Here is a 19,480-nt window from a genome sequence, read left to right as displayed (position 1 = left end):
TCGGAACGAAACCCAGGGCGCTTCAGTTCAGGCGGCGCAGCAGGAAAGTTTGGAGACATCCGTCTTGAAGGACTGGGCAACGATCTTGATGCCCTCGGCCATGGTCAGGTACGGGCTCCAGAGGTTCGCGACCTGATCGACGGTCATCCCGGCCTGCAGGATGTACACGCCTGTTGCAGCGAGGTCGCCGGCTTCCTTCGCGACGGCGGTGATACCGACGATCCTGCCGGTGTCGGCGTCTGCGACCATCTTGATGAATCCGCGGGTGTCCCGGTTCACCACGGCGCGGGGTATGTATTCCAGCGGTACAACCCGGCATTCGCACCTGATCCCGGCGTCTCTTGCCTGCTTGTCGGTCATGCCGACAACCGCGAGGTTAGGGCTGGTGAACGTGACGCGGGGCAGGTGGCTGTAGTCCACGGCGCGGCCGGCGTCGCTGAAGGCGTTGTCGACCATCAGGGTGCCGTGGGATGCGGCGACGTACACGTATTCGGGGTGCCCGGTCACGTCCCCCGCAGCCCAAACGCGTGGGTTAGAGCTCACCAGGGTGTCCTCGACGACGACTTCCCCCTTGTCCCCGGTCTTCACGCTCACCCCGGCCAGGTTTAGCCCGTCGGTGACCGGGCGCCGACCCGTGGCGATGAGGACCTTGGAGGCCCGGAGGGTTTCGCGCCCGCCGACGATGTCGGCCTGGGCGGCAATGCCGCCGTCCGTGTCCTGGGTGATGGAGGAGACGGTGGAGCAGCGGATGACCCGGATGCCCTCGTTGGCGAAGACGCTCATCAATGCCCTGGATGCTTCGGGTTCCTCACCCGATGCCAGGCGAGAGCGCACCAGCATGGTGACCTTCGAGCCGAGGCGGGCGAAGAGCTGGGCCTGTTCCAGGGCGACGTACCCGCCGCCGATGACCAGCAAGGACTCGGGTACCTCGTCGAGTTCCATGGCCGTGGTCGATGTCAGGTAATCGACCGTGTCCAGACCATTGATCGGTGCGGCCCACGGGGTGGAGCCGGTCGCGACCAGATAGTGGGCGGCCGTGATCGTCTCCCTGGTCCCGTCCTGCGCGGTGACCTCCAGCGCAGGGTCCGCGGCGGTGCCGGTGAATACAGCATTGCCGTGGCGCAGCTCCCACCCGTAGTCCGCGACGAGGTCCACGTACTTATCGGAGCGCACGTTCTCCACCAAGGCGCGCTTTCCCGCGATGAGTGCTTCCATGTCCACGGGTCCCGCGGTGGCGGTGAGGCCGGGGAACCTGCCGGCGTCCTGGGCGGTGTGGCGTGCCTCGGCTGCGGCGAGCAGAGCCTTGGAGGGGATGCATCCGGTGTTCACGCAGGTCCCGCCCACGGTCCCGCGTTCGATCATGACGACCCGTTTGTCGAGGTTCGTTGCCCTGATCGCGGCAGCGAACGCGCCACCACCGGAACCGATGATCGCCAGATCGAAATGCGGTACTGCCTCGTTCATGCGAATCTCCCTACACTGCCATCGGGCACCGGTTCATTGCGTGACGGCAGAAGCTGATGGCTGGTTTTCCAGTGGTTGATCTTCAGTCTGCACCTTCCCCTACGGGGGAAGGTCAAGGGTTCTCTGAACGGACGACGGGCTGGGGGCCCTCGAGGTGGTCGAGGCCGGTCCAGGCGATGTCTTCAAGCGGCCCGTAGGCGGGCGAGGTCGTTCCGGCGCGGCAGTCGTACTCCCACTCGGCCTCGGTGGGCAATCGGTACCCGTCAGCGCTCGTGTTCCAGGTAACGGAGCGTCCGTCCCCAGCACGCGTGTAGGCCGGCTGCAGCTCTTCGGCATTGGATAGCTCGTTGCAGAGGTTGATGGTCTCGAACCATGTCAGAGGCGTGAGCGGGCGTCCGGTGCTCCGGTCATGGAGGGGGTGCACTGCCATCTCGAAAGGCTCCAGTTCCACATCCCGTGTGGTCCCGCGGCGGGCGTCGCGCAGGGTGATTTTTCCCGAAGACAGGGTGGCCATGGAGGGCTGGTTCATGGTGTCAGCGTCGCACACGGGCTGACTGGAGAACTATGACCCCTAGTCGATCAAGGTTCAAATGTCAATACCTAAGTGACTCATGGTCGCATGAAACATATTTGCGCGTTTGTGAAATCTTCGCTGCATCTCGACAGAGGGGCAGGAGGAGCCGGTGTCAACCCTTCAGACCCTGATCGGCGTATGAATCAAATTGGCGCGTTTCTGAAATCTTCGTTGCATCTCGACACGCGTGTCCCGGCCCGCGGCCGCCACGTGGGTGGCCCGCTACCGCAGCGAGGCGTCGCAGGACGTGAGGCGCCTGGGTTTCGTGGGGCCAGCCATAGACCTGATGATCATCCGTGATGCTGTGGCCCGACAACCCCAGCCCAGGGGAACCGGAGATTCCGTGAGCGCGCCTGCCCCGCCCGGGTGAACTACACTCCCGAACACTGTTCATTGCGGCACGGTGCGGTGACACATCGTCCTGTCCGGGGCCTCTCGGACCCGCGTCATGTGCGTCATGACTCTGCGTCACCGCTGTCCGTCGTCCTCGCCCCGTCCGTTAGGAGTCCCGCCCATGAGCTCGTCCGAGCCCACGCGATCCCCCTACGCCCCCTACGTACCTCACGAGCGCCACGACGACCCCCGCCATCGGCCCGTCGACCCGGCGGTGTCGCTCGCGAAGATCGCCGTCATGACCGCCCTGATGGCCGTCCTCGGCGCGATGCCCGGCATCCCCGTGCCGCTCGTGCCCGCCCCGATCACCCTGCAGACGCTCGCCGTCATGCTCGCCGGCATCGTGCTCGGCCCGTGGCGTGGCGCCGCGTCCATGCTGCTGTTCAACGCGCTCGTCGCCCTCGGACTGCCCCTGCTCGCCGGCGGCCGCGGCGGCCTCGGTGCGTTCGCCGGCCCGTCCGTCGGGTTCATCCTCGGCTGGATCCTCGCCACGCTCGTCGTCGGCCTCGTCTTCCGCGCCATGACCGGCCGCCTGCGCCCCGGCATCTCCGCCGGCCGGGTGTTCACCGCCGCGTTCGTCGCGTCCGTCGTGGGCGCCATCGTCGTGCTCTACGCCTGCGGGATCCCCGGCATGGCGCTCGTCGCCGGTCTGCCCCTGGACAAGGCCGCCCTCGGTTCCGCCGCGTTCCTGCCCGGCGATCTGGTGAAGGCCGTCGTCGCCTCGCTGCTCGCCGCCGGCCTGTGGAAGGCCTACCCGCGCGCGTTCCGCTGATGACGCGGCCGCTGGTGCGGGGCAGTCCTCCCGGCGGAGGCGTCCCATCTGTGCATGCCGTACGCGGCCGCGACCGTGCCGCGGTCCTGGCCGAGGCACTCGCCGCCCGCGCGGCCGGGAGCGTCGCCCTCGTCGGCGACGAGCGCTGGTCCGAGGAGCTGTTCGCGGCCCAGGTGGCGCAGGCCGAGCAGGCCCTCGCCGACCTCGCCGCACGGGACGCCGAGACGGCCGCCCGCATCGGGTGGGCCGCGTTCACTTCCGGCTCGACCGGCCGTCCGCGCGTCGTGCTGCGCACCGACGAGTCCTGGCGGGTCGGGCACGGCGCCGTCGCTGGGTGGCTCGGCCTGAGCGCGGGGGAGGGGCTGCTCGTGCCGGTGCATCCGGTCTCCTCGATGGCCGTCAACGCGGCCGCGTTCTGTGCCGCTACCGGTACCCGGCTGCGCGTTCCTGGCCGGGCCCGACTGCGGGCCGAGGATCTGCGCGGCGCGGCCGCCCTGCATGCCACGCCCGCCCAGCTGCTCGACGTGCTCGACCTGCTCGATGACAGCGCCGACTCCACACTGCGAGTGCTGCTGATCGGCGGGGACCGCCTGCCCGATGGGGCCCGCGAACGCGCCGCCGCTCACGGGCTGCGCCTGAGCCACTACTACGGGTCGGCCGAGGCGAGTTTCGTCGCCGTCGACCACGACGGCACCGGGTTGCGGCCGCTGCCCGGTGTGGAGGTGCGGGTCGGGCACGACGACGCGCCTGCGGGCGTCGACGGCGAGGGTGCTGCCGACGAGGCCGTCGGCCCGCTCGAGGTGCGTTCTGCGCACCTGGCCGCCCTCGACGACTCGCGCCTCTCCGACGGGGTTGCACGCTGGTCCGAGGACGGGTTCCTGCGTACCGGAGACCGCGCCGCGTGGGACCCCGCGAGCGGTGTGCTGCGCGTACTCGGCCGCGCCGACGACGCGATCCTCACCGGAGGGGCGACCGTCCACCCCGCGGACGTCGAGGCTGAACTGCAGGCCGTGACCGGAGCCGATGGCCGCCCCGTGGCCGCCGCCGTGCTCGTGCTGGGCATCGAGGACCGGCGCCTGGGGCAGCGCGTGGCCGCGTGGGTGCAGCCCGCCCCGGGTGTGGCCGCCGACGAGGCCCTCGCGGCGCTGCGGGCGGCGGCACCCCGTCGGCTGTCCCCGGCCGCGCGCCCCCGCCGGTGGCAGACCGTCGAGACGCTCGAGCGCACGAGCAGCGGCAAGGTCCGGCGCGTCCGTCCGGACGCCGAGGATCGGAATGTCCGTTCGGACGGCGGCGAGGACGGCGCATGATCCTGCCTCAGAATCTGTGGATCACGGCCGCGGCCCGCACACCGATCACGGCCCGTTCCCGAGCGCAGGCACACCTCGGCGCGGGCGAGCTCGCAGCGTCCGTCGTCGGGCGGCTCGGCAGCGGCCCCAGGTCGTCCGAGGCTCCGGCCGCCGTCGTGCTCGGCAACTGCACCGGCCCGGGCGGGAACCTGGGGCGGATCGCCGCGCTCGGCGCCGGGCTGGGCGAGCCAGTGCCCGGCTGGACCGTCGACGCGCAGTGCGGTTCCGGACTGCTCGCGGTGCTGCAGGCCGCCCAGCACGCCTCCCTGACCGGTGCCTCGTGCGTCGGCGGCGGGGTCGAGTCCCCGTCGACCGCGCCGACTCGCTCGATCGGCGGGGTGCCCTATGCACAGGCGCCCATGGTGCCGGTCGGCTGGCATGATCCCGGCATGACCGCGGCCGCCGACGCCCTGGCCCTCCAGCGGGGCATCGGCCGTGAACGGCAGGAACGGTTCGCCGCCCGCTCGCACGCGCTCGCCGTGTCGTCGGAGACGAGGCTGGACGGCGATGACGGCCCCCGTCGTCTGGATGCCCGAGCGCTGGCCCGGTTCACCGCCGTGCGTGCCGAGGCCGAGCCCGCGACCGCCGTGACCGGGGCGACCGCCGCCCGCATCGCCGACGGGGCCGCCGCGGTTCGGGCCGAACCTGATCACAGCAGGCCGTCCGTCGGTGCGGCCGCGCTCGGCCGTCCCTGCCGCGTCGTCGCGGGGGCGCTGACCGGCGGTGATCCCGCCCTGCCCGGCCTTGCCCCGGTCGCCGCGGTCCGACGGGTGCTCGGGCAGACAGGCTTCGGGCTGGAGGACCTGGCTGTGATCGAGGTGGTCGAGGCATACGCGGCGCAGGCGCTGGCGACCCTCGACGAACTCGGCCTCGCCGGCGAGCCCGGCGGTGCGCCGGAGGGCGTCGTCGCCGAGGCTGACGCGGGCGCCGGTGACCGAGCCGCTCCGAGCCCCCGTCCGGGCCCCCGGTTCGACGCGTGGGGCGTCGACCCGCGCGTGAACGCCGGAGGGGGCGCGCTCGCCTTCGGGCACCCGTGGGGCGCCTCCGGGGCGGTGGCCGTCGTGCACGCGGTGCGCCGGCTGCAGGGAGAGCCGCCGGGCTCGCGTGCCCTCGTGACGTGTGCGGTGGCCGGCGGCATGGGTGTGGCGTTGCTGCTCGAGGTCGGCTGACGCGTCGCCCGGGCCCGGCCTCAGCCCGCGCCGCGGCTCGGCTCGCGGGGCAGACGGTCCCGGTCGTAGGTGATGTCCGTGTAGCCGTGCGGCTTCGGGTTTCCGTCGTCGTCGAGGGAGACGAACACGATCTTGTCGATCGTCAGGATGACCTCGCCGGTGATGATGTTCCGCACCTTCGCGCGCATCGTCAGGGAAGTGCGGCCGAAGCTCACGGCGCGCAGGCCCATCTCGATCATGTCGCCCTGCTCGGCTGAGGCCAGGAAGTTGATCTCCGAGATCAGCTTCGTCACCGAGCGCCGGTTGCCCAGCTGGATGATCGCGTAGATCGCCGCCTCCTCGTCGATCCACCGCAACAGCGACCCGCCGAACAGCGTGCCGTTCGCGTTCAGGTCCTCCGGCTTCACCCATTTGCGGGTGCGGTAGGAGACGTCGGCGTCCTCACGGTGCGAGAGGACGGGCGCGGCGCGGGGTGGCCGGGCGGTCGTGGTCGGGGTCTGCGCGTCGTCGGTGCGTTCCATGGCCCTACCGTAGAGGGGCTGCCCGCCCCCGGATCGAGAGGACCCTGCCATGACGTTCACCACCGAGCGTGCCGTGGAGCTGCGCGGGGTCCGCGTCGAGGCCGACGGCGCCGAGGGCGTCGTGACCCTGTTGCGCGACGTCGACCTGCGCCTGGACGCGCCGCGCGTCGCCGTGGTCGGGGAGAACGGCTCCGGCAAGTCCACGCTGGCCCGGGCGATCGCGGGCCTGGCCGACGTCGTGGCCGGGGAAGCCGACGTGCACGGGGTCGACGCGGTGCGTGATGTGAAGTCGCTGCGCCGGGTGGTGGGGTTCGTGTTCGCGAACCCGGCCGCGCAGATGGTGATGCCGACGGTGCGCGAGGACGTCGAGCTGACCGTCAAGGCGCTGCGCGGGCCCGATGGGCGACGCCTACCGAAGGCCGAGGTGGCCGCGCGGGTCGACGCGGCGCTCGCCGAACACCGGCTGACCGAGCTCGCCGACCGGCCGTGCCTGGCGCTCTCCAGCGGCCAGGCGCAGCGGCTGGCGATGTGCGCGGTGACGGCGGCCGAGCCGAGCCTCGTGATCGCCGACGAGCCCACCTCCCTGCTCGACGGGCGACACCGCAGGATCATCGCCGATCGGCTGCTCGCGGCCGACGGGTTCCAGCTGCTGCTCGTCACCCATGACCTCGACCTGGCCCGAGCCTGCGATGACGCCGTCTGGGTTCATCAGGGCCGGGTGCGGGCGACGGGGCCGGCCGGGGACGTCGTGCGTGAGTACGAACGGTTCCTCGACGAGGCCGTGGCCGGGGAGCTCGGCGGAGCGCTCGGGGAGGCGGCCGACGGCCCCGGTGAGGCGGGCGAAGGCTCCGGGGAGGCGGCCCGGTGATCTCGCTGTACATCGCGGGGGATTCGCTCCTGCACCGGTGCCCGGCCGGGCTGAAGCTCGCCGTGTTCGCGCTGTGGGCACTGGGGCTGACCCTCGGGCCCGCGCTGTGGCCCGGTCTCGGGTCGGGGGTCGCCGCGCTGTCCGTCGCGGTGGCGGTGTCCGCGTACGTCGTGGCCTTCGGTGTCGGGCGGGGCGCGCGCATGCTTCTCGGCGACCTGCGGGCGCTGTGGTGGTTCTACGCGGTGCTGCTGGCGTTCCAGTGGGTCGTGCTCGGGCCGGTCGCGGCCATCGCCTCCGTCGGGCGGGTGCTCGGGCTGGTGCTCGCGGCGCAGATCGTCACGCGCACCACGCGGATCGCCGCGATGGTGGCGGTGGCCGAAGCGGTGCTGACACCGCTCATGCGGGTGCCCCTGCTCGGGCCGGCGCTGAACAGGGTCGGGATTCGGCCCGAGCGCGTCGGCCTGGCGATGGGGCTGGTGCTCAGTTCGATCGGCCATCTGCGGGCCCTGGCCGTGCAGATCCGACATGCGCAGGCCAGTCGGGGCGTGCGGATGACGCCGTGGGCGTGGGTGCTGCCGCTGCTGGTGCTCGCGTTCAAACACGCCGACGATGTGGGCGACGCGCTGGCGGCCCGGGGGATCGACTAGTCGGGAGCCGGCCGCCCGCCGCCCCTCTCCTCCTTGCGTTGCGTGGTCACTTTCTGTCGCCATCGGCGCGTTCTAGCGGCAGAAAGTGACCACGCAGCCATGGAAAGGGGAGAGGCAGGGGGCAGCCACCTCAGGTCTCGACAGTATCTAGGTACGGAATATACTTAGATCCGTGACCGAGACACCAGACCCCGCCCCGTGGCCCTCCGCCTGGGTGCGCGCCGCGCTCGAACCGGCGATCCTCGGCAGCCTCGCCGCCGGGCCGCTGCACGGCTACGGCATCGCCCAGGCGCTCGCCGAGCACGGCTTCGGACGCCTGCGCGGCGGGTCGCTGTACCCCGTGCTTGGCCGGCTCGAGGAGGCCGGGCACGTCACCGCCCGCTGGGTCGAGGGCGCCTCCGGCCCCGGCCGCAAGGACTACGCCCTCACCGAGGCGGGCCGCCGCGCCCACCGCGACGCCGTCGCCGAGCTGCACCGCCTCGCCGACGCCCTCGGCACGCTCGCCGACGACACCGCAGAAGGGACTCGACCATGACCGCGACCCCCGACCGACACGACTGGCGCGACCGCCCCGGCGACGCGCCCCGCCCGCCGCGCGATCTCGTCGACGTCATCGATGAGGTCGGCCACGCTCGCGCTGAGGTCGGCGCCGACCCGGTCGAGCAGGACGTCGTGTGGGCGAGCCTGGTCACCTTCCGGCTGGGCATGGACGGGGTGTCCACCGCCGCCGCCCGGCGTGAGCTGCGTCGCGTCGCCGCCGCGGTCCACGAGAGCGGCGAGGGCCCCGAGGCCCTGTTCGGCACGCCCGACGAGTTCGCCCGGCAGGTCCAGGACGACGCGGCCGAGGCAGGCGAGCCGCTCGTCGACTCCTCCCCGAACGCCACGTGGCGGGACGTGCTGCCGGTCGGGCTGACGGTCGCGGCGGGCACGTCGGTGCTGTTCGCGGTGGTCTGGCTGATCCGCGACGGCCTCACCACGAACGTCTCCTGGGGGACCCTGCTCGCCCCCGGTCTGGTGGGCGTGACCGGGGTGACCGTCATGACGCTGTGGGAGCGGATGCTCGTGCGTGCCTCGCGCCTGGTCGCGGTGCTCACGTGTGCCGCGGCCCTGGCGGCAATGGCCTGCGCGATCGCGTTCTGGCTGGTCGAGGTCAATGCGGGCACGCGCCTGTTCACCGGCTCCACGCTGTGGCTGTTCGCCCTGACCCCCGCCTACGGGGCGCTCGCGTGGCTGGCCGAGAAGATGCTGCCGCAGGCCCCTCCCGCCCGTACGACGTCCGAGGCTGCAGCCGCCGGGCTGGCCGACGACGCGTGGGCCGACGATGCCTGGGCCGAGGAGCTGGCCGGGACCTTGCGGCTGCGCATGGACCTGCCCGAGGCGCGGGTGCGGGAGATCGTGCGCGAGGCCCGGGCCCACGCGGCGGAGTCCGGGCGCCCGTTGGTCGAGGAGTTCGGGGCCCCGGCCCGGTATGCCGCGCGATTCCGACGGGACCGGGCGGCGGCCAGCCGACGCATGGCCTGGCTCTACACCGGGATGGCGGCGCTGGTTCTGACGATCAGCCTCGGCACGTTCCTGACCGACGGGCGGCTGTCCTGGTGGAACGTCGCGTGGGTGACGGTGATCGTGCTGGTGGCGGCGGGCCAGTGGCGCGAGTACCGGCGGCAGGAGGCCAGCTGAGTCGCCGCGCCATGATGCACGGCGCCACAGGCAGGTCGCGGGGGTGAACAGCGTGAGTGCGTGGTCGCGCAGGATTGGCCCGAGGCTGTGGCCGGTCTCGTTGAGCACGTGTCGGGGGCCGGGCCGCATTGTCTAGCGCAAGCACAGGACCCGGTGCGGGCCCGGTCTCAGCGAGAGACCTTCCTGATGAATGAGAGCTGCCCTCTCGGCACCTACTCTCACCCCTCCCTCCCCCTCGCCGAAAATCCCGACGTTCTGCAACATTACCGACGCGCTATACATCGGTAATGTTGCACAACGTCGGTTGTTTCGTGAGCCGTGAGGGAGGTCGGCGCGGACGGCTTGGTGAGGTACAAGTGGCGTGGCGATGATCGAAATCATCCGGACAACGTGGGACTTCGGACGGCGATGATGCAGTCGCTCCCTCTGATCTGGTTTGTCGGTGTGGGCATGAGTCCGGCGCGTTACCAGGCGGTGGCGCCCGTCGTCTTGCTCGGCGAAGAAGAAGAGAAACAACAATTCGTGTTGTCGCCGGTTGAATCAGAAGATGTCGATGAGGGACTCATGGAAGAGTCGCCCATGGAGTCGTCGCTGCGCCGTTATCTTTACCGAGAAACCAAGGTGCGACTTCATCAGCCGGTCTTCCGGTCCACGGTGCTCGTCGCCTACGACAATCGGTGTGCGGTGTGTAACTTCGCGCATCCGGAACTTCTCGATGCCGCCCACATCGTGCCCGACCACCACGAGCTGGGACTGCCCACGGTGACGAACGGTCTGTCGTTGTGCAAGATTCACCACGCCGCCTTCGATAGCAAGTTCTTGGGGATCCGGCCTGCAGCGGGCAGGCCGATCGTCGAGATTCGTCAGGACCTGCTCGACGAAGTCGACGGCCCGATGCTCCGCCACGGACTGCAGGAATTGCATGGCCAGCCGCTGATGAAGCTGCCCGAGACGCGGGCGAATCGACCCGGGAAAGAGCAGCTGGCTTGGGCCTACGAGAGGTTCTTGTCGGCCACGGTGACTGACGTCGCCTGAGCTGCACAGCTCACCATGCTCGCTCGCGTGGTGCCCTCTCCATGCCTGGCCCCTACTCTGTACGAGGCCCTATCCCTGCGGCGCCCGCCGGCGGTCCGTCCCCGCCTCGATTCCCCGCCGCCCCGATGTGCAGGAGCACCCGCCCCATGACCGAGCAGTCCGTCCCCGCCGCCCAGACCCGCCGCCCGGGCCACCTGGCCGACCTGCTCGACGAGGCAGCCCGCCGCTGGCCCGAGACGACCGCCTGGATTCACGGCGAGCAGCGCCTCACCTACGCGCAGTTGCAGGACCTCGTGGCCCGGGCCGCCGGTCTGCTGCGTCAGCGCGGTGTCACGGCCGGCGACGCCGTCGCCCTGGTCACGCCGAACTCGCTCACGTTCCCGGTCGTCTTCTTCGCGACCGTTCGTCTCGGTGCCGTCGTGGTGCCGCTGAACCCGCAGCTCACCGCCCGTGAGCTCGACCACCACTTCTCCGACTCCGACGTCCGCCTCGTGTGGACCCAGCCCGGTCTGGACGCCCCCGGGCAGGCCGCCGCAACCTGCAGCATCGACTGCCTCAGCCACGCCCCCGCCGACCTGCCGGAGCTGCTCGCGGGCGTCGAGCCCGTCGCCGACCCCGTTCCGCGCGACCCGGGGGACGACGCCCTGCTGATCTACACCTCCGGCACCACGGGCAAGCCGAAGCCGGCCCGCCTCACGCACATGAACGTGCGGGCGTCGGCGATCTCCACGGTCGAGTCGCTCACGAAGATCCGCCACGGCGACGTCCTCTACGGCGCCCTGCCGTTCTTCCACGTCTTCGGATTCTGCATCGTGCTCACCAGCGCCTTGGTCGTCGGGGCGACGATCTCCGCGACCAGCCGGTTCGAGCCGCGTCAGGCCCTCGAGCAGTTCGTCCGCGACGGCGTCACCGTGGCGGCCGGCGTCCCCACCATCTGGGGTGCGCTCGTCTCAGCCGCCCGAACGCGCGAGGCCGCCGGCACCCCCGCCGACCTCTCCGGACTGCGGCGCATGATCTCCGGCGGCGCCTCTCTGCCGCTGGACACGCTGCGTGCCGTGGAGTCGCTCGTCGGGGTGCCGCTCAGCGAGGGCTACGGCCTGTCTGAGGGCTGCGGCGCCGTCTGCATCAACCCCGTCGACGTGCCCAACCGGCCCGGCACGGTGGGGCTGCCCATGGACGGCATGCAGTTCCGCATCGTGGTCTCCCAGGAACACGACGACGGCACCGTCACCGAGACCGTCGTGCCGGAGTCGGACACCCAGACCGTCGGCGAGCTGCGCATGCGCGGCGAAGCCGTGATGCCCGGCTACCGCGGCGACGAGACGGCCACTGCCGCCGCCTTCGACGCCGACGGATGGCTGCGCTCCGGCGATCTCGCCCGACGCGACGAGGCCGGGTACTACGTGATCGTGGACCGGCAGAAGGACATCATCATCACCGGCGGCTACAACGTGTATCCGCGTGAGGTGGAAGAGGTCCTCTACGAACACCCGGCCGTCGTCGAGGCCGTCGTCGTCGGGCGGCCCAGCGAACGGTACGGAGAGGACGTCGTCGCGCACGTCGCCCTGGCGCAGAGCGTGGACGTGACGCCGAGCGAGCTGCTGGCGTTCCTGCGGGAGCGGCTGGCCCGGTACAAGACCCCGCGCGAGGTGTTCGTCCATGACGCGCTGCCGAAGAACGCGGCCGGGAAGATCGTGAAGGGTCCGCTGCGCTGAGCCTCGGCGTTGGTCCGCGCGGGGCGGGGCTTCGGTCATGCAAACGGTTGTTTCGCGGGGATTCGGTCATGCCAACGGGCGCTTCGCGGGGATTCGGTCATGCGTGCGGGCGTTTCGCGGGGCTTCGGTCATGCGTGCGGGCGGTATGGAGGCTGATTTGTCCGCGATACCGCCCGCTGGCGTGACCGCTCGGGGTTGGAGTGCCCGCTGGCATGACTGCGCGGGGTCGCACCACCCCGCGCCACCACCCCGCGCCACCGCACCGCCCCGCCCCACGAGGTCGCAGAGCAGCCGGGCCGCGGCCTCACCGCTTCCGGTACAGCGCCTTCTTCTGGAACGTCGGCTCGCTTGTCACGAGCATGCCGAGGTTGCGGAAGATACTTTCGTCGACGTTCCCGAGGATCGTGGTGGTGTGCACATCGCACCCTTCGAGCTGACGTAGAGCGCCCAGCGCCCGCCGGGCCTTCTCGTCGCTCGCCGCGGACACGGACAGCGCGATGAGCACCTCATCGGTGTGCAGCCGCGGGTTCTTCGAGCCCAGATGCGCGGTCTTGAGCGTCTGGATCGGCTCGATCGACTCCGGCGAGAGCAGCAGCGCGTCGTCGTCGATCCTGGCCAGCTCCTTGAGCGCGTTCAGCAGCATCGCCGCCGAGCAGCCCAGCAGCGGGCTCGTCTTGCCCGTGACGATCGTGCCGTCGTGCAGCTGCACCGCCGAGCCCGGCTCGCCCGTGCGCGCCTGCACCGCCAACGCCGCCTCGACGACGCGCCGAGACTCCGAGCTCAGCCCCAGCCGGGACATCACCAGGGCGATGCGCTCGGAGACCTCGTCGTCGTCATCGGTGATGGCCTCCTCGACGACCGCCTTGTAGTACCGCCGGATGATCTCCTGTGTGGCGGCCTCCCGGCACGCCTCGTCGTCGACGATCGCGTGGCCGGCCATGTTCACGCCCATTTCGGTGGGGGAGGCATACGGTGAGGAGCCGGTGAGCTTCTCCAGCAGCGCCGCGAGCAGTGGGAAGACCTCGACGTCCCGGTTGTAGCTGGTCACCTGCTCGCCGTGGGCGGCCAGATGGAACGGGTCGATCAGATTGATGTCGTCCAGATCGGCCGTCGCCGCCTCGTAGGCGACGTTCACGGGGTGCTCGAGCGGCAGGTTCCAGATCGGGAACGTCTCGAACTTCGCGTAGCCCGAGCGGATGCCGCGGGCATGGTCGTGGTAGATCTGGCTCAGGCAGGTGGCGAGCTTGCCGGAACCCGGTCCCGGGGCCGTCACCACGACGAGGTCACGGGTGGTCTGAGACCACTGGTTCCGGCCGAACCCCTCGTCGGAGACGATGCGGGCCGTCGCATGCGGATAGCCGGGGATCACCCGGTGCTGGGCGACCGTCAGGCCGAGCCGTTCGAGCCGCTCGATGAACGCGCCGGCGCGGTGGTTCGTCTCCTCCAGCTGCGTGACGACCACGTGCTCGACAAGGAACCCGCGTTCGCGGAACACGTCCACGAGGCGCAGCACGTCGTCCTCATATGTGATGCCCAGATCCGCGCGAACCTTGTTCCGCTCGAGGTCCTTCGCATTGAAGCAGACCAGGATCTCGGTCTCGTCCTTGAGCTGCTCGAGCATCGCGATCTTGTTGTCCGGCGTGAAGCCGGGCAGCACGCGGGAGGCGTGCAGGTCGTCGAAGAGCTTGCCGCCCATCTCGAGGTAGAGCTTGCCGCCGATCTGGTCGCGGCGGTTCTGGATGTGCTCGGACTGCATCGCGATGTACTTCTCGCGATCGAAGCCGAGGCGGCGGTGGGAAGGAGCGGTGGCCGTGTCGGCGGTGCCTGTCATGGACTCTCATCATAGTCCTGCCGGGGCGTGCACCGCCCGTGCTGCTCAGGGCCACGACGGCGTGGACTCAATCCTCCTGCGCGTCGCGCTTCACCCAGTCGTCCTCGGGGTCGTCGTAGGAGCGGACCCAGCCGGTGCGCGGGTCGGTCACGTCCATGACGCCGGTCTCGGCGTCGAGGTGAGCCACCTGGCCGGAGGCCCGGTCCACGACCGTGATGGCCTGCGTCATGGGGTCGTAGTCCTCGACGTACACCTGGTCCTGGTACTCCTCGCGGGGGCCCAGCGGGGCCTGCTGTCCGGTGCCGACAGGGTCCGGGGCGTCACCGGCGGGCTCGAGGGCCGGTTCCAGACTGGGGCCCACATCGCGGGTGCGGCGCATCGGCACGGCTCGGCGGCGGGCGGCCTCCTGCGCCTGCACGGCGGCGGCGCGCAGCCGGTCAATCGAGTCCTGGTCCATGGAGATGTCCGCGCCCGGGAAACGCCAGTTGTAGCGGTAGCCGGCCATGCGGATCGTGAAGATCAGCGTGGCGATCAGTGTGCCCGTCACGGCGTTGAGATGCCCGTGCATGCCGATCCAGGTCGCCGCGACCGCCCCGACGACGGTGGGCACGACGTACACGCCGCGAGGATCGAAGATCGACGGGACCTCATTGGCGACGATGTCGCGCAGCAGGCCGCCGCCCAGTGCGCCCAGACTCGCGATGACCACCGTGGCGGCCGGGTTCGCGCCGTGTTCGAGCGCCACCATTGCTCCGGTGACCGTGAACAGGGCGAGCCCGCCGGCGTCGAACACCGTGATCGTCAGGATCAGCCGGTTGGGATGGATCACCTTGATGTACACCAGCAGCGCCACCAGCAACGGCGGGATCAGATACACCGGGTTCTCGAGGGAAGCCGGCATGCCGCGGTCCAGCAGGACGTCGCGCGTGACGCCTCCGCCGAGACCGGCCAGCAGGGACAGGAACACCGAGCCCACCAGGTCGAAACCCTTGCGCGTGGCCAGCAGCGCCCCCGACGTGGCGAAGAAGAACACGCCGATCAGATCGAGCGCGGTCATGAGCCAGGGCAGCTCGCCCAGGACGGACTGCACGTGCTCCATGTGTTCCTCTCCGGTGCGGTGTCAGTGCCGGAGTGCACGCTACCGGGTCTCGGCCGGCCTCAGCCCCGGGCGGGGCGATTCGTCGCCCCCTCGTCGAGGTCCCCCTCGTCGGCGTCCCCCTCGCCGGGGGCGGCCACTCCGCCGTCCGCGCTCTCGCGGTCGCGCACGTCCTCCACCGGAGGCTCGGCGTCCGGGTCTTCGCGCTGGGCCTGCTCGAGCCCGGCGATGTCCGCGCCGGGGGCGGGCCAGCCCTGCCGCAGAGACAGCAGACGCAGGGCGAGCACGCCGGCCATGACACCCACGGACGTGAGGATGTTCAGCCACTCCACGGCGCCCAGCACGGCGGTCAGGGTCGCGCCGATCAGGGCCGAGAGCGCGTACCAGCCGCGACCGCCGAATATGGCCGGCGGCTCCCCGGCCACGACGTCGCGCAGCATGCCGCCGCCGACCGCCGAGACGAGGCCGAGCACGATGGCCCCGATCGAGTCGATGCCGCCCAGCAGAGCGATGCGGGTGCCGACCACGCAGTACACGGCCAGCCCGACCGAGTCGAACAGCATGACCGCCTGGTGTCCACGGCTCTGCCCGAACACGCGGAAGAACACCAGCAGCGTCGCGACCACCGGCAGCACCAGATACAACGGGTTGCGGAAGGCCGCGGGCACCTGGTCGTTGACGATGAGGTCGCGGATGATGCCGCCGCCGGTGGCGACGATCAGGGCCAGCAGCAGGGAACCGACGATGTCGTACCCCTTGCGGACGGCCAGCACCGCGCCGGAGATGGCGAAGAACACGACGCCGATTAGGTCGAGGGTCGTCACCGCGGCGGAGACGGTCTCGGCGACCTGCCCGTCGGAGTCGAACTGTTCGGGCACGTCCTTCTCGAGCTGGCGCGGGTCACGGTTCTCACCCGTGCCGAGCACGAGGGTGGGCAGCAGGCTCAGTGTGGTTAGCACGCGGGAAGTCTAGGAGCGCGCGCCGACCCGTGTCGGCGTGTCGGCGATGCGTCCGCTGAACGCCACACCCCCGTGTGACCTGGGCGTCTTCCGCGGGAGTGAGGGGAATCCACTGGGTGCGGCGCCCGCCGGGCTCAGCCTCGAGTCGGGCCGTGCTCGGCGGCCAGCTGCGCCGCGATGCCCGTGTACGTGCCCGGGGTGAGCTCGAGCAGGCGCTCCTGCGCGTCCTGCGGCAGGCCGAGGCCCTGGACGAACTCGCGCATGCGCTCGCCGTCCACGCGGTGGCCGCGGGTGAGTTCCTTGAGACGCTCGTAGGGGTTGTCCATGCCCTCGGCCCCGTTGAGGGCCTCGGCGCGCATCACGGTCTGCACGGCTTCGCCGAGCACCTCCCAGTTGCCGTCGAGGTCGTCGGCGAGCACCGGCTCGGCCACCGTGAGCTGGCCCATGCCCTTCGTGACGTTCGACAGCGCGAGCATCGAGTGGCCGAGCGCGACGCCGATGTTGCGCTGCGAGGTGGAGTCGGTCAGATCTCGCTGCCAGCGGGACTCGACGAGCGTCGCGCCGAGCGAGTCCAGCAGGGCGCAGGAGAGCTCGAGGTTTGCCTCGGCGTTCTCGAAGCGGATCGGGTTCACCTTGTGCGGCATGGTCGAGGACCCGGTGGCCCCCGCGACCGGCACCTGCGCGAAGTAGCCGATCGAGATGTAGCTCCACACATCGACGCAGAAGCCGTGCAGGATGCGGTTGAACCGGGCGACGTCCGCGTACAGCTCGGCCTGCCAGTCGTGGGACTCGATCTGCGTGGTCAGCGGGTTCCACGTCAGGCCCAGCCCCTCGACGAACGTGCGGGCGATCCGCTGCCAGTCGGTCTGCGGGGCGGCGGCCAGGTGCGCCGCATAGGTGCCGGTGGCCCCGTTGATCTTGCCGAGGAACTCCTGGCCTTCGATGCGCCGCAGCTGACGGCTCAGGCGGTGGACGAACACGGCCATCTCCTTGCCGAGCGTCGTCGGCGTGGCCGGCTGACCGTGGGTGCGCGAGAGCATCGGGGTGTCCGCGGCGGAGGCGGCCATCGTCGAGATCGACTCGAGCATGGCGCGGGCGGCCGGCAGCCAGGCCTGCTGGATCGCGTCGCGCGCGCCGACGGCGTAGGCCAGGTTGTTGATGTCCTCGGAGGTGCACGCGAAGTGCACCAGCGCGGTCTTCTCCGCCAGGCCGAGGGCCTCGAGTCGACGGCCGATGAAGTACTCGATGGCCTTCACATCGTGCACCGTGACCTGCTCGATCTCGGCCAGCTCGGCGACCTCGTCCGGCCCGAAATCCGCGACGATCCGGCGCAGGCCGGCCTTCTGCTCGTCGGTCAGCGGGGCCAGGCCCGGCAGCGTCTGCTGCTCCGAGAGGTGGATGAACCACTCGACCTCGACGTGGATGCGGTTGCGGTTCAGCGCGGCCTCCGAGAGGTGCTCGACGAGCGGTTCGACGGCGGCGCGGTAGCGGCCGTCGAGCGGGCCGAGGGCGATTCCGGCGTCGCCCAGCGGGCGGCGGTCGGCGGTGGCGGCGGACGTGGCGGAGGGCTGCGAACTCATGTGTCCATTCTGACACCGGGGGGATCATCCCGCTGCCCGGTCATCACACTGGGCGGAATGACCGCTGTTTCGGCCCTCATGCCGCCCACTGTGGTGACAGGCCTGGTGTGGTGCACAGTCCTGGATGCGGTCATGCCGCCATCCTGCCGGCGCCTGCCGCGCAACACGGAGTCCCACTCCGGTCGGGGCCGTGCCGCGCTCCTAGCGTTGAGCGGGCCGACGTCGGTGCCGGAACAGCGCACCCGAGGGATGAGGAGACCCAGATGACCGATCCTGCCGCCACCCCCACGATCGACCGGCTCATGGCCGGATGGGTCGCCGAGGTCGACACCCCGGACGCCTGTGCCGCCCAGCTGCTGTGCGACCGCTGGCCCGCCGACGACGTCGCCTTCCGCTTCGTGGCCGAGGACATGACCGCCGTCGACCTCACCTTCGGGGAGCTCGCCGAGCGGTCCCGACGCCTGGCCTCCGGGCTGGCCGCCCGTGGCGTCCGGCGAGGCGACCGGGTGCCCGTGATGATGTCCAAACGGGAGGAGCTGGTGGTCACGGCGCTGGCGCTGTGGCGGCTCGGCGCTGTGCACGTGCCCCTGTTCACGGCCTTTGCCGCCGGGGCGGCGCAGACCCGCATCGAGGGGGCCGCCGCGCGGCTCGTCGTCGCGGAGCCGGACCAGGCCGCCAAGCTCGAGGGGATCGCCGGCATCGCGATCGTGCGCACCGGCCCCGAGTGGGACGAGCTCGCCGCGGCCGAGCCGCTCGCGGAGGACACGGCCGTCGGCGGTGACGGGCCGATCGCCCTGCTGTTCACCTCCGGCACCACCGGCCATCCCAAGGGTGTGCCCGTGCCGCTGCGGGCCGCTGCCGCCTTTGCCGCGTACCTCACCTTCTCCGTGGACCTGCGCCCGGAGGACGTGTTCTGGAACGCCGCCGACCACGGTTGGGCCTACGGGCTCTACTACGGGATCGTCGGCACCCTGATGCTCGGTGCGACCTCCCTGCAGTACCGCGGCCGATTCTCCCCGGCCGCCATGGCCGAGGTGGTCCGCGCCCAGGGCGTCACCAACCTGGCCGGCGCTCCCACGATGTTCCGCGCCCTCGCCAAGGCAGGCCAGGTCACGGAGGAGGCGCCGCTGCGGCTGCGCCGGGTCTGCTCCGCGGGAGAGCCGCTGCCTCCGTCCATGCTCGAGTGGGGCCGGCAGGCGCTCGGCGCGGAGATCCGCGACCACTACGGGCAGACCGAGCTGGGCATGGTGATCTGCACCCACGCCCACCCCGAGCTCGCGCAACCGGCCCGCCCCGGCTCCATGGGCGCGCCGATGCCGGGGATCGACGCGGTCCTGCGTGAGGGGCAGATCGCGATCGACGCGACCTCACCCCTGTTCTGGTTCCCCGGCTACCTCGACGACCCGGACACGACCGCCTCCCGCTTCACCGCGGACGGCCGCTGGTACCTCACGGGGGACACCGGCACGCAGGACGCGGACGGCTGGTTCTTCTTCACCTCCCGCGACGACGACGTCATCCTCGCCGCGGGCTACCGGATCGGCCCGTTCGACGTGGAGTCCGTGCTCATCCGCCATCCGCGGGTGAAGGACGTGGCCGTCGTCGGCATGCCGGACCCGGAGGGGGTACGGGGGCAGGAGGTCGTCGCCTTCGTGGTGCCCACCGGCCCCGTGCCGGACGAGGCCGCGCTGGCCGCCGAGCTGCAGGCGACGGTGCGCGATGAGTACTCGAAGCACGCCTACCCGCGGCGGGTGCACGTCGTGCCGAGCCTGCCCAGAACGCCCTCCGGCAAACTGCAGCGCCACCGGCTGCGCCAGGGCGAGGCCGGCTGAC

The 19,480-nt window shown here is 71.1% G+C and carries 17 protein-coding genes; 10 read left to right on the top strand and 7 right to left on the bottom strand.

Features of this window, described 5'->3' with window-relative positions; translation table 11 throughout:
* Positions 1 to 27: 27 nt before the first annotated feature.
* Positions 28 to 1,464, bottom strand: coding sequence for a mercury(II) reductase (gene merA, locus HDA30_RS07810; RefSeq protein WP_184241630.1), 1,437 nt, complete (start codon positions 1,462 to 1,464; stop codon positions 28 to 30).
* Between the two features lie 112 nt (positions 1,465 to 1,576).
* Positions 1,577 to 1,993 carry an SUMF1/EgtB/PvdO family nonheme iron enzyme gene (locus HDA30_RS07805; protein ID WP_246418723.1) on the bottom strand — a complete coding sequence of 139 codons (417 nt, stop codon included), beginning with the start codon at positions 1,991 to 1,993 and terminating at the stop codon, positions 1,577 to 1,579.
* Positions 1,994 to 2,552: 559 nt separating this feature from the next.
* Between HDA30_RS07805 and HDA30_RS07800 the strand changes: the two genes are divergently transcribed.
* Genes HDA30_RS07800 through HDA30_RS07790 form a run of 3 tightly spaced genes read left to right on the top strand, consistent with a single transcriptional unit; the run spans position 2,553 to position 5,718 of the window.
* Complete coding sequence (locus HDA30_RS07800) at positions 2,553 to 3,203, top strand: biotin transporter BioY (protein WP_184241628.1); 651 nt, start codon at positions 2,553 to 2,555, stop codon at positions 3,201 to 3,203.
* A gap of 50 nt (positions 3,204 to 3,253) precedes the next feature.
* Complete coding sequence (locus tag HDA30_RS07795; RefSeq protein ID WP_184241626.1) at positions 3,254 to 4,510, top strand: AMP-binding protein; 1,257 nt, start codon at positions 3,254 to 3,256, stop codon at positions 4,508 to 4,510.
* Positions 4,507 to 5,718: a thiolase family protein gene (locus tag HDA30_RS07790; protein ID WP_184241624.1), complete on the top strand. Its 1,212-nt coding sequence runs from the start codon at positions 4,507 to 4,509 to the stop codon at positions 5,716 to 5,718. The genes HDA30_RS07795 and HDA30_RS07790 overlap by 4 nt, the downstream gene beginning before the upstream one ends.
* A gap of 20 nt (positions 5,719 to 5,738) precedes the next feature.
* On the opposite strand, the gene HDA30_RS07785 is transcribed toward HDA30_RS07790, so the two are convergent.
* Positions 5,739 to 6,239, bottom strand: coding sequence for an acyl-CoA thioesterase (locus HDA30_RS07785; RefSeq protein WP_184241622.1), 501 nt, complete (start codon positions 6,237 to 6,239; stop codon positions 5,739 to 5,741).
* 49 nt (positions 6,240 to 6,288) lie between these two features.
* Here HDA30_RS07785 and HDA30_RS07780 point away from each other — a divergent pair, with 49 nt between their 5' ends.
* From HDA30_RS07780 to HDA30_RS07755, 6 genes are all read left to right on the top strand, one after another.
* Entirely contained in the window at positions 6,289 to 7,107 is an 819-nt protein-coding gene (locus tag HDA30_RS07780) for an energy-coupling factor ABC transporter ATP-binding protein (protein ID WP_184241620.1), read from the top strand.
* Positions 7,104 to 7,754, top strand: coding sequence for a CbiQ family ECF transporter T component (locus tag HDA30_RS07775; protein ID WP_184241618.1), 651 nt, complete (start codon positions 7,104 to 7,106; stop codon positions 7,752 to 7,754). Before HDA30_RS07780 ends, HDA30_RS07775 begins: the two co-directional genes overlap by 4 nt.
* A 172-nt stretch (positions 7,755 to 7,926) precedes the next feature.
* Entirely contained in the window at positions 7,927 to 8,289 is a 363-nt protein-coding gene (locus HDA30_RS07770) for a helix-turn-helix transcriptional regulator (protein WP_184241616.1), read from the top strand.
* Positions 8,286 to 9,431 (top strand): hypothetical protein, encoded by a 1,146-nt coding sequence (locus tag HDA30_RS07765; RefSeq protein WP_184241614.1) that lies wholly within the window; start codon positions 8,286 to 8,288, stop codon positions 9,429 to 9,431. Before HDA30_RS07770 ends, HDA30_RS07765 begins: the two co-directional genes overlap by 4 nt.
* Positions 9,432 to 9,839: 408 nt before the next feature.
* A complete protein-coding gene (locus HDA30_RS07760) occupies positions 9,840 to 10,466 on the top strand; it encodes an HNH endonuclease (RefSeq protein ID WP_184241612.1) in 627 nt (208 codons plus the stop codon).
* A 146-nt stretch (positions 10,467 to 10,612) separates the two neighbouring features.
* A complete protein-coding gene (locus HDA30_RS07755; RefSeq protein WP_184241610.1) occupies positions 10,613 to 12,181 on the top strand; it encodes an AMP-binding protein in 1,569 nt (522 codons plus the stop codon).
* A gap of 304 nt (positions 12,182 to 12,485) precedes the next feature.
* Here the strand turns inward: HDA30_RS07755 and HDA30_RS07750 are convergent, their stop codons facing one another.
* The 4 genes from HDA30_RS07750 to purB form a co-directional block, all read right to left on the bottom strand.
* Positions 12,486 to 14,012 carry a DUF1846 domain-containing protein gene (locus HDA30_RS07750; RefSeq protein ID WP_184241609.1) on the bottom strand — a complete coding sequence of 509 codons (1,527 nt, stop codon included), beginning with the start codon at positions 14,010 to 14,012 and terminating at the stop codon, positions 12,486 to 12,488.
* Positions 14,013 to 14,079: 67 nt separating this feature from the next.
* Positions 14,080 to 15,111, bottom strand: a complete 1,032-nt coding sequence (locus HDA30_RS07745) for a trimeric intracellular cation channel family protein (RefSeq protein WP_184241607.1) — start codon at positions 15,109 to 15,111, stop codon at positions 14,080 to 14,082.
* 59 nt (positions 15,112 to 15,170) lie between these two features.
* Entirely contained in the window at positions 15,171 to 16,067 is an 897-nt protein-coding gene (locus HDA30_RS07740; protein ID WP_343059331.1) for a trimeric intracellular cation channel family protein, read from the bottom strand.
* Positions 16,068 to 16,201: 134 nt separating this feature from the next.
* Positions 16,202 to 17,647: an adenylosuccinate lyase gene (gene purB / locus HDA30_RS07735; protein ID WP_158496341.1), complete on the bottom strand. Its 1,446-nt coding sequence runs from the start codon at positions 17,645 to 17,647 to the stop codon at positions 16,202 to 16,204.
* A 263-nt stretch (positions 17,648 to 17,910) separates the two neighbouring features.
* Between purB and HDA30_RS07730 the strand changes: the two genes are divergently transcribed.
* Positions 17,911 to 19,479, top strand: a complete 1,569-nt coding sequence (locus tag HDA30_RS07730; protein WP_158496342.1) for an AMP-binding protein — start codon at positions 17,911 to 17,913, stop codon at positions 19,477 to 19,479.
* Position 19,480: the final 1 nt, after the last annotated feature.

It is taken from the genome of Micrococcus cohnii, from assembly GCF_014205175.1.
Lineage (GTDB): Bacteria > Actinomycetota > Actinomycetes > Actinomycetales > Micrococcaceae > Micrococcus > Micrococcus cohnii.
Note: the sequence above shows the minus strand (reverse complement) of the source record. Positions and strands in the feature narration are given on the sequence as shown.

Excerpts from the sequence above, each read along its gene's own strand:
- HDA30_RS07755 (WP_184241610.1), top strand. The coding sequence starts at position 10,613 with ATGACCGAGCAGTCCGTCCCCGCCGCCCAGACCCGCCGCCCGGGCCAC.
- HDA30_RS07765 (WP_184241614.1), top strand. The coding sequence starts at position 8,286 with ATGACCGCGACCCCCGACCGACACGACTGGCGCGACCGCCCCGGCGAC.
- merA (WP_184241630.1), bottom strand. The coding sequence starts at position 1,464 with ATGAACGAGGCAGTACCGCATTTCGATCTGGCGATCATCGGTTCCGGT.
- HDA30_RS07805 (WP_246418723.1), bottom strand. The coding sequence starts at position 1,993 with ATGAACCAGCCCTCCATGGCCACCCTGTCTTCGGGAAAAATCACCCTG.
- HDA30_RS07785 (WP_184241622.1), bottom strand. The coding sequence starts at position 6,239 with ATGGAACGCACCGACGACGCGCAGACCCCGACCACGACCGCCCGGCCA.
- HDA30_RS07790 (WP_184241624.1), top strand. The coding sequence starts at position 4,507 with ATGATCCTGCCTCAGAATCTGTGGATCACGGCCGCGGCCCGCACACCG.
- HDA30_RS07730 (WP_158496342.1), top strand. The coding sequence starts at position 17,911 with ATGACCGATCCTGCCGCCACCCCCACGATCGACCGGCTCATGGCCGGA.
- HDA30_RS07750 (WP_184241609.1), bottom strand. The coding sequence starts at position 14,012 with ATGACAGGCACCGCCGACACGGCCACCGCTCCTTCCCACCGCCGCCTC.
- HDA30_RS07745 (WP_184241607.1), bottom strand. The coding sequence starts at position 15,111 with ATGGAGCACGTGCAGTCCGTCCTGGGCGAGCTGCCCTGGCTCATGACC.
- HDA30_RS07760 (WP_184241612.1), top strand. The coding sequence starts at position 9,840 with ATGATGCAGTCGCTCCCTCTGATCTGGTTTGTCGGTGTGGGCATGAGT.
- HDA30_RS07780 (WP_184241620.1), top strand. The coding sequence starts at position 6,289 with ATGACGTTCACCACCGAGCGTGCCGTGGAGCTGCGCGGGGTCCGCGTC.
- HDA30_RS07800 (WP_184241628.1), top strand. The coding sequence starts at position 2,553 with ATGAGCTCGTCCGAGCCCACGCGATCCCCCTACGCCCCCTACGTACCT.
- purB (WP_158496341.1), bottom strand. The coding sequence starts at position 17,647 with ATGAGTTCGCAGCCCTCCGCCACGTCCGCCGCCACCGCCGACCGCCGC.